Origin of the sequence: Phenylobacterium sp. LjRoot225 (genome assembly GCF_964252855.1) — a bacterium.
Classification (GTDB): Bacteria; Pseudomonadota; Alphaproteobacteria; order Caulobacterales; family Caulobacteraceae; genus Phenylobacterium.
The window spans coordinates 685,178-698,255 of sequence record NZ_CAXUPL020000001.1 but is presented as its reverse complement, the minus strand read 5'-3'; the positions used below and the strand labels follow the sequence as shown (position 1 = coordinate 698,255).

Sequence of the window (13,078 nt, the reverse complement as noted above, 5' to 3'; positions counted from 1 at the left end):
GGGATGACAGTCGTAAAGAGGGGAAGTTCGCTCAGCCGCCTCAGGCCGCCGGGGCGCTGAGATCCGGCGCAGACACCATGCCGGTCAGGCTGCGGAACCGCTGCGGCGTCTGGCCGGTCCAGCGCTTGAAGGCGCGGCCGAAGCTGGTCTGTTCCGAATAGCCGAGCAGGATGGCGACCTCGTCCAGGCTCATCTGGTCCTGTTTGAGGTACTCCTTGGCCAGTTCGATCCGCTGGCGCTCGAGAATGTCGGAGAACCGCACCTCGCTCCGCGTCAGGCGCGCCTGCAGGGTGCGGACGGAGACGCCGAGCTTTTCCGCGCAGCGCTCAATCGAGCAGTTCCCGGAGGGCAGAGCGCCACGCACATAGTCCTCAACCCGCTCGACCATCGTCGTGCGGTGCATGGCTTTCACGCGGGCGAGGTAGCCGTCGACCAGGCGGAACAGCAGGCGGTTGGAGGTGGCGATCGGCTGGTCCAGCACCTGGATCGGAAAGGCGATGGCGTTGGCCTGGGCGCGCGTGCGCACCCGGCAGCCGATCTCGCTCTCGATCTCGGCAATGTCTTTCGAGCGCACGTCGAGCGCCAGGCTCACATAATGCGGCGTGAACCGCGGGCCACCGAGCATGCGCAGCAGCTTCATGTTCAGGATCAGCGCCTGGTAGTGCGCCTGGTCGTTGACGCCCAGGTCGGTGCGCTCGCCCCAACGCAGCTCGACCAGGTCCTTGCCCTGGACCACCTCGACCACGCTTTCGGGCGAATGGACGACCGGCAGGTACTTCTGGAAGGATTCGATCGCCTCCCCGACCGTCGCGGCCGACCGGCAAAGGGCGGTCACGCAGCCGTAGACGTCGGGCTCCTGCAGGTGGGCCAGGCGCAGTCCGAACAGGGGATCGTTGAACTGGGCGCCGCAGTACTCGAGGGCGTCCACGACGGACTGGCAGTCGATGAAGCTTTCCGGATCCTTCGCCGTACGCGGGTCGATGCCGTGCCGCTCGAGGATCCGCCAGGGATCGCCGCCGAGCCGGCGCGCCAGCTCGGCGAAGCCGCCGAGGTTGGCCGCGCGCATCTGACGTTCCGCCGGAAGCGCATCGAGCGGGCCATCGAGGCTGTAGAAGAACTCGCCTTCACTCATCGAGGTAGACGCCTTTCGGGAGCGCCCGACTGTCAACGCAAGGCCATGATATGTCAACGCAAGTGGCGATGGCAGCCCGCCAATATTGACTCTCCGGTCAAAATTAAACGCCTGAGACCCATCGCTTTTTGCCCGTTCCCGGGAAAAAGCCCAGGCCGCTCCTAGGCCGCGCCGGCCTGCGTCAGCAGAAACCGGTCGAGCATCCGACCGAAGTCCTGGGTCTGCCAGAGGTTCAGGAAGTTGGTCAGCATGTGCAGCTGGGTGCGGGCGGTCTCGTTGCCCTTGAACCGGGCGTCGAACCGGCTCTCGGCTTCAGCGAGGTCGGGAACCTGCGACTGGATCAGCGGCGGGGCGTCCATCAACCAGGCCAGGCCCATCATCGCGGCGAACAGGCAGATGTGCAGCTTCAGCGCGCCCGGATCGAGCACCGGCCCCCCAGCGCCGCGGAACTCCGCCACGAACAGGGCGAGCAGCTCGTCCAGATGGTTGTCCCAGATCTCGATCTCCGCCGCGCTCAGCCCGCCCCACAGCGCGAGCGCGATGTTCATCTGGTTCACCCGGCCCCAGTCCATCAGGCCGCACGCGAGTTCGCCGTCTTCCGTTCGCCAGAACCAGGCGTTGTCGACGTTGGCGTTCCAATGGCACAGGGCGATGAGGTCGGGCTGGCTGTAGAGGTGATGCTTGATCGCCAGCTCGTGTTCGAGGAAGCGCGGGACATCCTCTTTCAGCTGGGCGATGAACTCCGGCGTGGCGATGTTCGTCGGCAGGATCTGCGGGTAGGTCGCCGCGAAATCGGAGAAGCGGGCGACGCGGTTCTGCAGCTGCTGGGCGCTGTAGCGGATCCTGTCGTTGGTGACCGCCTTCTCCGCGTCGAAGGGGAAGGTCTCGGAGATGTGGGCGGCGAGTCGGCCGGCCTTGTGCGCCCCGGCCAGCCGGGCGACCGCGGTGACCAGCACCCGGTAGTGCTCCAGCGGCTCGGGCATCTCATAGTCCAGGCACTTGTCCCAGGCCCGCTCGACGCGGCCAAGTCCGAACGGGATGCGCTGCGTGATCAGGACGCCTGTGCCGGAGTCATGATGGTAGTCGGCGAACAGGCAGGCCGGCACCGCGATCGGGAAGCCCGGCAGCCGTGAGATCAGCGCGAACTGGACCTCGGACTCCATCTGGTTCTTCGCCCGGTCGCGGATCTCGTCATCGAAGTCGCGCGAGTATTTCACGAACAGATCGGTGTGGAGGCCGGGCTCGGGCTTTTCGTAGACCACCCGAAGCCACTGCTTGCGCCCCGTGCTCCCGCCCGGACACTCCTCAAGCTGGGTGATCTGGGCGACGCTGTTGTCCGGGCCGATCGCGCCGGCCGCGCGGAAAGCCTTGGTGAGGAAGGCCTCGCCGCCGGCCCGCAGGGCCTCGCCATGCGCCGGAATTTGCAGGCCCAGCGCGTCTCCACGGACCCAGTCGACGACCGTCATGATGTCTCCAACCGGCCTGACGAGGGCGCAGCCGCGGCTGCGCCCCTGTCCTCTTGGCCTCTAGAGGCGCTCGATGATCGTGGCGTTGGCGACGCCGCCGCCTTCGCACATCACCTGCAGGCCCCAGCGCTTGTTCTGGTTGCGCAGGCCATGGACCAGCTGGGTCATCAGCTTGGCGCCGGAGGCGCCGAGCGGGTGGCCGAGCGCGATCGCGCCGCCATTGACGTTGAGCTTGGACGGGTCCGCGCCCGTGTTCTTCAGCCAGGACATCACGACCGCGGCGAAGGCCTCGTTGACCTCGAACAGGTCGATGTCATCGAGCTTCAGGCCGGCCCGCTCCAGCGCCTTCTTGGTCGCCGGCGCAGGCTCTTCGAGCATGATGACGGGATCGCCGGCGGTGACGGTCATGGTGTGCACCCGCGCCAGCGGGGTGAGGTTGTGCTGCTTCAGCGCCTTCTCGTTGACCACCAGCAGCGCCGCGGCGCCGTCGGTCATCTGACTGGCGTTGCCGGCGGTGATCGAACCGCCTTCCAGGATCGGCTTCAGGCCCGCCATGCCCTCGAGCGAGGCGTCGTAGCGGACGCCCTCATCGGTGTCGAAGACGCCGTCCGGGGTGGTGATCGGCGCGATCTCGCCCTTGAAGGCGCCGGCCTTGATGGCCGCGGCCGCCCGCTGGTGGCTGCCCAGCGCATAGGCGTCCATCTGCTCGCGGGTGAAGCCGTACTTGTCGGCGATCATCTGGGCGCCGATGAACTGACTGGGCTCGGCGGCGCCGGTGCGCTTCTGGATCGCCGGGCTCCACACGCCCTGGCTGAGGCCGGCGTCGACGTAGAGCTTCACGTTCGAGCCCATCGGCACGCGGGTCATGTGTTCGACGCCCATGGCCACGACCATGTCCTGGTGGCCCGACATCACCGCCTGGGCGGCGAAGCTGAGCGCCTGCTGGGAGGAACCGCACTGACGGTCGATGGTCACCGCCGGCACGCTGTCCGGCAGGTTCGAGGCCAGCACCACGTTGCGGGCGAAGGCGAAGGTCTGCTCGCCGGCGTTGGTCACGCAGCCGACGATCACGTCGTCGATCGCCGCCGGATCGATCCCGGACCGGTCGACAAGCGCGCTCAGGACCGCGCCGCCGAGATCCGCCGGGTGCACGCCCAGCAGCGAGCCCTTGCGGCGGCCACCGGCGCTACGGACCGCCATTGCGATGTAAGCTTCGGCCATATCAATCTTCCTTCAGGAACCGGGGGGCGCGTTTCTCGAGGAAGGCGGAGACGCCTTCCCGGCCCTCAAAGTTGCGGGACTGGTTGGAGATGACGCGGCTTTCCAGCGCCAGCTGAGTTTCCAGGGTGTTCGAATAGCTCTCGACCAGCATCTTGCGCGTCGCGCCGAGGGCGGCCGTGGCCGACCGGGCGAGACTGTCCGCCAGCGTCTTGGTCTCGGCCGCCAGGGCCCCGGCCTCGACCAGGCGGGTGACCAGGCCCAAGCTCGCGGCCTCCTCGGCCTTCACCTTGCGATTGGTCAGGCAGAGCTCCTGGGCGCGCCGCAGTCCAATGAGCCGCGGCAGCAGCCACGTCGTGCCGCCATCGGGCGTCAGCCCGATGCCGGTGTAGGCCAAGCTAAAACTGGCCGTCGGTTCGGCGAGCACGACGTCGCCGAGTATCGCCAGGCCGATGCCGGCCCCGGCCGCCGAACCGTTCACGGCGCAGACCAGCGGCTTCTCCATCCGCGCGAAGACCGAGATGGCCGCGTGCAGGTAGGAGGTGATCTCGCGCAGGAACACCGGAAGGTCGTCGCCGGCGCCGGCGAAGGCGGCGACGTCGCCGCCGCCGCAGAACAGCTTGCCCGCCCCAGTCAGGACGACGCAGCGGATCGCGGCGTCCCCTTCGCAGCGGATGGCCAGGTCCATCAGCTCGCGCGACATCGGGATGTCGAGCGCGTTGCCGACGTCGGGCCGGTTCAGGGTGATCGTCGCGATCGCCCCGTCGACTTCGAAGAGGACGCCGCCAGACCTGCTCACTTGGGGCGCCATGGCTATTTCGGCGCCATGCGGATGGCGCCGTCGAGCCGGATGACGTCGCCGTTGAGCATGGGGTTGTCGATGATGCTGGCCGCGAGCTTGGCGTACTCCTCCGGCTTGCCCAGGCGGCTCGGGTGCGGGACCATCTTGCCCAGGCTGTCCTGCGCGGCCTGCGGCAGGCCCAGCAGCATGGGCGTCAGGAAGATGCCCGGCGCGATGGTCATGACGCGAATCTGGTGTTGCGCCAGGTCGCGCGCCACCGGCAGGGTCATGCCGACCACGCCGCCCTTGGACGCCGCATAGGCCGCCTGGCCGATCTGGCCGTCGTAGGCGGCCACCGAGGCGGTGTTGATGATCACGCCGCGCTCCTCGCCGATCGGCTCGGCCGCCGCCAGACGGGCGGCGAACTGGGCGATCATCGTGAAGGTGCCGATCAGGTTGACCGTGACGGTCTTGGCGAAGATCTCGGCCGAATGCGGGACGTTCTCGCGGCCGACCGTCTTCACCGCCGGCGCGATGCCGGCGCAGTTGACCAGCACACGGGCCACGCCGTTGGCGGCCTGGGCGGCGTCGAGCGCGGCGGCCACGCTGGCCTCGTCCGAGACGTTGACCTTCTGGAAGCTGGCGCCGATGTCCTTTGCGTGCGCCTGGCCGACCTCTTCGTTGAGGTCGAAGATCGTGACCTTGGCGCCGGCGTCGGCCAGCATCTTCGCGGTCGCTCCACCCAGACCCGACGCGCCGCCGGTGACGATGGCCGCAATGCCCTTCAGTTCCACGCGAGTATTCCTTCCAGACGAGTGAGAGCCCCCTACACGGTGGGCCGAAATGCGAGCAATTCCGAGCCTGCAGGACTGCGGAATTCTTCCCTCAGGGACACGTCGCCGTGCCCCAACGATAAATCCCGTCGGCGACGGGGGCGGCCGGCGAGAGGGGCGTCAGCCGCCCCTCCCCGCGCAACCTCAGGCGAGTTCGACCGCCATGGCCGTGGCTTCGCCGCCGCCGATGCAGAGGCTGGCGACGCCGCGCTTCAGGCCGCGGTTCTCCAGGGCGGCCAGCAGGGTCGCCAGGATCCGCGCGCCGCTGGCGCCGATCGGGTGGCCGAGCGCAGTCGCCCCGCCGTTGACGTTGATCTTGTCGTCCGGGATCGACAGCTCGCGCGCGGCGATCATGGCGACCACGGCGAAGGCTTCGTTGACCTCGAACAGGTCGACGTCGTCGACCGTCCAGCCGACCTTCTCAAGCAGCTTCTTGATCGCCGGGACCGGCGCGGTGGTGAAGAGGCCGGGCTCATGGGCGTGGGCGCTGTGGCCGACGACGCGGGCGACGATCGGCAGGCCGAGCTTCTTCGCCACGCTCTCGCGGGTCATCACCAGGGCCGCGGCGCCGTCGGAGATCGACGAGGCGTTGGCGGCGGTGATGGTGCCGTCCTTGACGAAGGCGGGCTTCAGCGACGGGATCTTGTCCGGCTTGGCCTTGCCCGGCTGTTCGTCGGTGTCGATGACGGTGTCGCCGCCGCGGCCCTTTACGGTCACCGGCGCGATCTCGCGCTTGAAGGCGCCGCTGGCGATCGCTTCGACGGCGCGCGACAGCGAGCGCAGCGCATAGACGTCCTGGTCTTCGCGGGTGAACTGATAGTCCCGCACCGCGTCCTCGGCGAAGGCGCCCATGGCCTTGCCCGGCGTATAGGCGTCCTCCAGGCCGTCCATCATCATGGTGTCGATGATCTTGTCGTGGCCGAGCCGGGCGCCGGCGCGGTGCTTCGGCAGGGCGTAGGGCGCGTTGCTCATGCTCTCCATGCCGCCGGCGACGATCACGTCGGCGCTGCCGGCCGCGAGCGCATCGTGCGCCATCATCGCCGCCTGCATGCCCGAGCCGCACATCTTGTTGACGGTGGTCGCCTGGGTGTTGAGCGAAAGACCCGCGCCCAGCGCCGCCTGGCGCGCCGGGGCCTGGCCCAGGCCGGCGGGCAGGACGCAGCCCATGAAGATCTGCTCCACCGCGCTCGGATCGACCTTGGCCCGCTCGACGGCGGCCTTGACGGCGGCGGAGCCGAGCTCGGTCGATTTCAGGCCGGACAGGTCGCCGAGAAAGCCGCCCATGGGCGTACGGGCGTAGCCGGCGATGACGACGGGATCAGCGGTCATGGGGAGCGCTCCAGGAAGGCTATGGGGGGACGCCGAACAGGCGCGAACACAAAACTGCCTAGTCGGTAATCTACCGATGAGTATATTGGTGCCGAACTGACGTGGTCAATCGACGCGGACGCAATTTCAAGCGAAAGACCGGCCAAGTGGATCACTCGCCCTTCCGGACCCAGGCTGAACGCGTCGCACAGCGCCAGGAAAAGCGCGAGGCCGTGCTGCGCGCCGCCGTGCGCATGTTCAACAGCCAAGGCTTCCACACCACGTCGCTGGACGACGTCGCCGCCAGTCTGGGCGTCAGCAAGCCCACAATCTATCACTATCTTGGGAACAAGGATCAGGTCCTGCTCGAGTGCGTGACCCGCGGCGTCGAGCAGCTGCGCGCCGCCGCCGATGCGGCTCACGCCGAGCCCGGGACGGGTTTCGATCGCCTCGGCGATTTCCTCAGGCGCTACGCCGAGATCATCATGGACGACTTCGGGCGCTGCGTGATCCGCACGGCGGACGAACAGCTCACGAACGAAAGCTCCACGCGATTTCGCGCCCTCAAGCGCGAGATCGACAAGGCCATGCAGGCCTTGATCGCCGAAGGCGTCGCCGACGGCTCCATCGCGCCGACAGACGTGCAGCTCACCGGCTTCACCCTGGCCGGGGCGCTCAACTGGCCCGCCCGCTGGCACAAGCCCGACGGGCGGCTGCCCCCGGAAGAGGTCGCGTCCCAGATGGTCGACATTCTCATGCGCGGCCTCGCGCCGCGCTGACCGCCCCTGACCGCCTGGGGCAGTTCGATGTTCACTCCGAGCCTCGAGGTTCGGTTGACAAGCCAAGGCGGCGGGAACTACTCGCGAGTAACTTCCTGACCGCCGCGTCTCATAAAGGGTTTCCGACATGGCTCTCCGCACGCGCTTCACGGAGCTGGTGGGCATCGAACATCCCATCGTTCAGGGCGGCATGATGTGGGTCGGCCGGGCCGAACTCGCCGCAGCCGTATCGAACGCGGGCGGCCTCGGCATCCTCACCGCCCTCACCCAGCCGACGCCCGACGACCTCCGGCGCGAGATCGATCGCTGCCGGGCGATGACCGACAAGCCCTTCGGCGTGAACCTGACCATCCTGCCCTCGGTCACCCCGCCGCCCTACGCCGAGTACCGCAAGGCGATCATCGATAGCGGCGTCACGGTCGTCGAGACCGCCGGCCACAAGCCGCAGGAGCACGTCGACGACTTCAAGGCCCACGGCATCAAGGTGGTCCACAAGTGCACCGCCGTGCGGCATGCGCTGTCGGCCGAACGGATGGGCGTCGACGCCATCTCCATCGACGGCTTCGAATGCGCCGGCCACCCGGGCGAAGACGACATCCCCGGCCTGATCCTGATCCCGGCCGCGGCCGACAAGGTGAAGATCCCGATGATCGCCTCGGGCGGCTTCGGCGACGGGCGCGGCCTCGCCGCCGCCCTGGCGCTGGGCGCGGAAGGCATCAACATGGGCACGCGCTTCTGCGCGACCGTCGAGGCCCCGATCCACCAGAAGATCAAGGACTTCCTGGTCGCCAACGACGAACGGTCGACCAACCTGATCTTCCGCAAGTTCCACAACACCGGCCGCGTGGCCAAGAACACCATCTCCGACAAGGTGGTGGAGATCTCGTCGCGTCCGGAGGCGGTCTTCGAAGACATCCGCGAGTACGTCGGCGGCGCCAAGGGGCGCGTCGCGCTGGAGACCGGCGACATCGACGCCGGCCTGGTCTGGGCGGGCCAGATCCAGGGGCTGATCCACGACATCCCGACCTGCGAGGAGCTGGTCAGCCGGATCGTCCGCGACGCCGAGCAGATCATCCGCGGCCGACTGTCCGGCCTCCTAAGCTGAGGCCCCGACCGCTAGGTGACGCCGACGTCGCGTTCTACGGACGTGGCGCGGCGGCGCTCCAGCGGGGAGACATAGGTCGGATCGTGGGCGAACGGCAGCGGCTGGCCGGCCCGCAGCGCGTCAAGCACAACTGCAAAATCGGTTTCGGCCCGGAAGCCGATCACCCGCTCGGCTCGCGAGGGGTCATAGACCCGTCCGATGCGTTTCGGCAGCTCCCAGCCTCGCGCTGAAAACAGCGCCTCGGCGTCTGGGAAGAGCCGCCGGATCACCGCCTTCGCATCGTGCTTGATCGCCCCGGCCTCCGCCCGGGCGAACGGCGGCGGCGCCGAGATGACAAGCACCTCAAACCCGACGGCCGGGGCCTGGTCCAGGGCGAGGACATGCGCGCACGCCGCGTCCTCGACGGTCAGCCGGCGATGCAGAAGCTCGTTGGCCTTCAAGTTTTCGCCCGACGGTTCGGTGAGGGTGTCGTCGTCCTCCGGGAAAAAGCGGGAGGTGCGAAGGACGATGCACGGCAGCCCGTGCTCGAGGTGGAAAATGCGGCACAGACCTTCGGCGGCGAGCTTGGTCACCCCGTAGATGTTTCGCGGCGCCAGCGGGCCGGAGGCTTCGTCCAGCCAGGCCGCTGCAGAACTCGCCTCGTCGCGGATCGCCTGCGAGATCATCAGCGAGGTCGTCGAGGTGAAGACGAACCGGCTGACGCCGGCCGACACGGCCGTCCGCAGCAGGTTCAGCGTCCCGGTCACGTTGACGTCGATGAAGGCCTGGGTCGGGTGGCGCGCGATGTCCGGCTTATGGAGGGCGGCGGCATGCACGACGGCGTCGATCCCGCCGACCGAAAAGGCGCGCTCGACTGTCGCCAGGTCGGCGACGGAGCCTGTGACCTGGGTGTCGTCGCCGGGCGTCACGTCCAGGCCGACGACCTCGTGCCCCTGGCGGCGAAGCATCGGGGCGAGATACCGGCCGAGCCAGCCGGAGGATCCTGTCAGGAGGATGCGCATGGCCAGCGTCCTAGCGGCGCCGACGCCGCTCTCCAAGACACGGCGTGACCAGTCCCCTCGAACTCTTTTAGGATCGGGCGTCCGTGAAAAAGTTGTAGTCATCGCACCGCCCGGCCGCAGCAAACCCCGCCCAGCGACGCTGGCCGGGCGGCCCAGCCAATCCAGGAGAGGCCCCATGTTCATCGCGATGAACCGCTTCAAGGTGAACCTCGGCCGCGAGACCGATTTCGAGGCCATCTGGCTCGGGCGCGACACCCACCTTCGCGAGGTTCCGGGGTTCGTCTCCTTCAACCTGTTGAAGGGACCCGAACGCGAGGACCATCGGCTCTACGCCTCCCATTCGCTGTGGGCGTCGCGCGAGGCCTTCGAGGCCTGGACCAAGTCCGAGGCCTTCCGCCTGGCGCACAAGGACTCCGGCGGCAGCCGCGACGTCTACGCCGGCCATCCGCAGTTCGAGGGCTTCGACGTGCTGCAGGAGGTCGTCGCGGTCGCCTAGGCGCAGGCTTATGGCCATCATCTCGGGTGTCACGAGGCTCGCATGAGAACGAAAATATCTCTCGCCGCCGCCGCTGCGGCCTGGGTGATGGCCGCAGCTCCCGTGATGGCGGAAGTGACGGACCGGTCGCCGCAGGGCTTCGAGGTTGTCCAGATGGCGACGATCGCGGCGCCGCCGGCGAAGGTCTGGGCGGCGCTCGTGACGCCAGCGCTCTGGTGGGACAGCCGGCATTCCTTTTCCGGCGACGCCAAGAACCTGTCGTTCGACCTGACGGCGGGCTGCTTCTGCGAACGACTGGCGGCCGGCGCGGTGCGCCACATGACGATCACCTACGCTGACGGACGGTCTGCGCTACGGATGTTCGGCGGCCTGGGGCCTCTGCAGTTCACGGGAGCTGCAGGGGCGTTGGCGATCCAGCTCGAGCCGGCCGGCGCAGCCACCAAGGTGCGCTTGAGCTACGACGTCGGCGGCTACGCCAAGGGCGGCCTGGCCGAGACCTGGGCGGCGCCGGTCGACGCCGTGCTGGGCGCGCAACTCGCCCGGTTCAAGCGCCTCGTCGAGACCGGCAAGGCGGACTGACGGCTCAGGCCCCGATCGCCGCCAGCGCCGCCTCGGTCTCCAGCTCGACGAAGGCGGCGGCATAGCGCTGGGACAGGGCCTCGCAGATCGGCCGCGCCTGCCAGCCGTCGGTGCCCAGCGTCGAGAGCCAGATGGCCAGGCCGTAGATGGTCGATGCGCGATACTGCAGCCACGCGTCTTCGGCGGAGAGCGTCTGTCCCTTGGGAAGGGTGAGCGCCTGGCGGTATTCCTCGATCAGCGCCCGCTCGTGCTTGCGCCGGTCGTCTTCGGTCAGGGCGCCGATCAGGAAATAGCCGACGTCCTGGGACCAGCCGCCGCGACGGATGACCTGCCAGTCGAGGAAGCCGACCGAGCCGTCCGGCAGGACATAGGTGTTGCCGATGTGGGCGTCGCCGTGGAGCAGGGTCATGGCCTGTTTCGACAGGGTCCCGACGTAGCGGGTCCAGAGCCCAAGAACCTCCGCCCCGCTCATCCGCACGACCTGCGGCGGCAGGATGTCCGCGCCGCGTTGCAGGCCGATCGGGATGCGCTTGCCCAACCCCGCCTGCCAGCCCTTGGTCGGCTTCCAGGTCTGCACCCACCCGAGTTTCGGGTGGGTCCGCCGCGAAAAGCCCCAGTACTGGCTGTGCAGCCTGGCCAGGCCGCGCAGGCCGTCGGCGACCTGGTCGACGGTCATCGGCGTCGTCGCATCCCTGGGATCGGCGCCGCGCTGCTTGATGTCTTCCATCACCAGCAGGAAATCGAGCCGCAGGTAGTCGACGATCGACTTGTAGACCAGCGGATGGTCGACCGGCAGGGTCGCGCCCGCCTGGAAGAGGCGCGCCTCGTTGAACAGGTTGCCGTTGCGCAGATGGGTGATCCGGTGTCCCGCGGCGTGCGCCTTGAGGAAGACGGTCTCGGGCCCGGAGCCCGCGGCGTAGCTGAGGCCCAGCCGCGCGCGGCGATTGGTGCCGTCGTCGCGGGTGACGATCCGGACGTCGCCGACCCGGGCGTCCGGATGGACCGTGTGGATCGCCGCGGTCATCCAGTCCGGCGTCACCTGCTCCCACTGCAGCGGGATGCGGGACGGATTCAGGCCCCTGCCCTGCCCCATGGCCTCGTTCCTCCCGATGTTTCGTTTCTTGGTTCGACCGCTCGCGGGTCGTCTTCGACGTCGGAAAGGGCTTAGGCCTGGACCTCGACCCACTCGTCGACGATGCGGGTGGGGAAGGTCTGGATCGGCAGCGTCGCCGGATGGTTCATGGCCTGGCCGGTCTCAAGGCTGAACCGTGCGCCGTGCGCCGGGCAGGAGATCCAGCCGTTGCGGATGCGTCCGCACTCGAGCTTCTCGTCGGCATGCGAGCACTTGTTGATGATGGCGGTGATCTGGTCCTTGCTGTTGCAAAGCAGGATCTCCTTGCCGGCCACCGTGACCAGCAGGCTCGTCCCCGGGGCCACATCCGACACCCTCGCGACGCGCGTAAACGACTCTGACGTCATACAGCCTCTTCCGCCTCACATCATTCCTGCACCACAGCGCGTTCGAGCCATCGGCTCACTGAAACGCCTGAATCCTCTTGGGCGATCTCTACCTGTTCGTGGCGGAATAAGCGCCCCCCTGAGGCCCCGTTTCAACACCCCCGGATGCCGGAAGACTTGTCTCTGGGCGTTGTGCGGTTCCCGCTGATCCTGGCCCAGAGGCCCGCCGGCTTGGTCCTGGTAATTGCACCGCTTTTCCATCTCCAGCAGCCCGCGCCGCCCGTAGGCGCGCGGAAACAAGTGGCCCTGCCGCGACCGTCATTTCTCCTGCGCATGGCCGCATAGACATTGCGCGCAAATATCGCCGGACCAGCGCCATGGCCGGGGTCAGGGAGGCAGCGTCTTGAGCCGCAACTATTATCAGTTCGCCTATGTGACGAACGACTTCGACCGCGCCATGGAGGAGATCGGCCGCATCCACGCCATCACCGACTACATGGAGATGCGCGAGGCGGTGTTCGCGACGAGCGCCACGAGCAGCGCCATCTGCCACTTCGCCCTCGCCTACAAGAACGGCGTTCAGTACGAGATCATCCAGCCGCTGGCCAACGACGACCACGTCTATCGCCAGATCCTGCCGGAAAGCGGCTACGCCACCCTCTTCCATCATATCGGCCAGCACTTCGACACGCGCCAGCAGTTCGACGAGGCGCTGGCGGCGGCCAAGGCCAAGTGGCCGGTGCCGATCGGTTTCGAGACCATGGGCGGGGTCTACGCCTACGCCGACGCCCGCAAGGACACCGGCCACCACATCGAGCTCTTCCACTTTCCGCCGGGCTCGCACCTGGATGCGGTCCCCCACAACTGAGACTAGACTGCGTGTTGGCTCGCGGGCCGGCTCAGAAAAGACATCCGGAAGAAG

General features: G+C 68.0%; 14 protein-coding genes. 5 read left to right on the top strand and 9 right to left on the bottom strand.

Going from position 1 to position 13,078, the window contains the following annotated elements:
* Window positions 1–40: 40 nt before the first annotated feature.
* The 6 genes from ACSQ2B_RS03335 to ACSQ2B_RS03310 all read right to left on the bottom strand — a co-directional run bounded on the left by ACSQ2B_RS03335 (window position 41) and on the right by ACSQ2B_RS03310 (window position 6,759).
* Complete coding sequence (locus ACSQ2B_RS03335; RefSeq protein WP_436047318.1) at window positions 41–1,132, bottom strand: AraC family transcriptional regulator ligand-binding domain-containing protein; 1,092 nt, start codon at window positions 1,130–1,132, stop codon at window positions 41–43.
* A 161-nt stretch (window positions 1,133–1,293) separates the two neighbouring features.
* Complete coding sequence (locus ACSQ2B_RS03330; RefSeq protein ID WP_436047316.1) at window positions 1,294–2,598, bottom strand: hypothetical protein; 1,305 nt, start codon at window positions 2,596–2,598, stop codon at window positions 1,294–1,296.
* Window positions 2,599–2,658: 60 nt separating this feature from the next.
* Window positions 2,659–3,819: an acetyl-CoA C-acetyltransferase gene (locus ACSQ2B_RS03325; RefSeq protein ID WP_436047314.1), complete on the bottom strand. Its 1,161-nt coding sequence runs from the start codon at window positions 3,817–3,819 to the stop codon at window positions 2,659–2,661.
* 1 nt (window position 3,820) lies between these two features.
* Window positions 3,821–4,615, bottom strand: coding sequence for an enoyl-CoA hydratase/isomerase family protein (locus ACSQ2B_RS03320; RefSeq protein WP_436047312.1), 795 nt, complete (start codon window positions 4,613–4,615; stop codon window positions 3,821–3,823).
* 14 nt (window positions 4,616–4,629) lie between these two features.
* On the bottom strand, window positions 4,630–5,391 hold the full coding sequence (locus ACSQ2B_RS03315) for an SDR family NAD(P)-dependent oxidoreductase (protein WP_436047310.1): 762 nt from the start codon (window positions 5,389–5,391) through the stop codon (window positions 4,630–4,632).
* Between the two features lie 183 nt (window positions 5,392–5,574).
* Complete coding sequence (locus ACSQ2B_RS03310; RefSeq protein ID WP_436047309.1) at window positions 5,575–6,759, bottom strand: acetyl-CoA C-acyltransferase; 1,185 nt, start codon at window positions 6,757–6,759, stop codon at window positions 5,575–5,577.
* Window positions 6,760–6,905: 146 nt separating this feature from the next.
* On the opposite strand from ACSQ2B_RS03310, the gene ACSQ2B_RS03305 reads away from it, so the two are divergent.
* Both ACSQ2B_RS03305 and ACSQ2B_RS03300 read left to right on the top strand, forming a co-directional pair.
* Window positions 6,906–7,517, top strand: a complete 612-nt coding sequence (locus ACSQ2B_RS03305; protein WP_436047308.1) for a TetR/AcrR family transcriptional regulator — start codon at window positions 6,906–6,908, stop codon at window positions 7,515–7,517.
* Between the two features lie 127 nt (window positions 7,518–7,644).
* Window positions 7,645–8,622 carry an NAD(P)H-dependent flavin oxidoreductase gene (locus ACSQ2B_RS03300; RefSeq protein ID WP_436047307.1) on the top strand — a complete coding sequence of 326 codons (978 nt, stop codon included), beginning with the start codon at window positions 7,645–7,647 and terminating at the stop codon, window positions 8,620–8,622.
* 11 nt (window positions 8,623–8,633) lie between these two features.
* Here ACSQ2B_RS03300 and ACSQ2B_RS03295 read toward each other — a convergent pair whose 3' ends face one another.
* Window positions 8,634–9,623: an NAD-dependent epimerase/dehydratase family protein gene (locus ACSQ2B_RS03295; RefSeq protein WP_436047305.1), complete on the bottom strand. Its 990-nt coding sequence runs from the start codon at window positions 9,621–9,623 to the stop codon at window positions 8,634–8,636.
* Between the two features lie 175 nt (window positions 9,624–9,798).
* On the opposite strand from ACSQ2B_RS03295, the gene ACSQ2B_RS03290 reads away from it, so the two are divergent.
* Window positions 9,799–10,119, top strand: coding sequence for an antibiotic biosynthesis monooxygenase family protein (locus ACSQ2B_RS03290; RefSeq protein ID WP_436047303.1), 321 nt, complete (start codon window positions 9,799–9,801; stop codon window positions 10,117–10,119).
* A 42-nt stretch (window positions 10,120–10,161) separates the two neighbouring features.
* A complete protein-coding gene (locus tag ACSQ2B_RS03285; protein WP_436047301.1) occupies window positions 10,162–10,698 on the top strand; it encodes an SRPBCC family protein in 537 nt (178 codons plus the stop codon).
* 4 nt (window positions 10,699–10,702) lie between these two features.
* On the opposite strand, the gene ACSQ2B_RS03280 is transcribed toward ACSQ2B_RS03285, so the two are convergent.
* A complete protein-coding gene (locus tag ACSQ2B_RS03280; RefSeq protein ID WP_436047299.1) occupies window positions 10,703–11,791 on the bottom strand; it encodes a phosphotransferase in 1,089 nt (362 codons plus the stop codon).
* Between the two features lie 71 nt (window positions 11,792–11,862).
* A complete protein-coding gene (locus ACSQ2B_RS03275; protein WP_436047297.1) occupies window positions 11,863–12,177 on the bottom strand; it encodes a Rieske (2Fe-2S) protein in 315 nt (104 codons plus the stop codon).
* A gap of 382 nt (window positions 12,178–12,559) precedes the next feature.
* On the opposite strand from ACSQ2B_RS03275, the gene ACSQ2B_RS03270 reads away from it, so the two are divergent.
* Window positions 12,560–13,024 carry a hypothetical protein gene (locus ACSQ2B_RS03270; RefSeq protein ID WP_436047295.1) on the top strand — a complete coding sequence of 155 codons (465 nt, stop codon included), beginning with the start codon at window positions 12,560–12,562 and terminating at the stop codon, window positions 13,022–13,024.
* The last annotated feature ends 54 nt before the right edge of the window (window positions 13,025–13,078 follow it).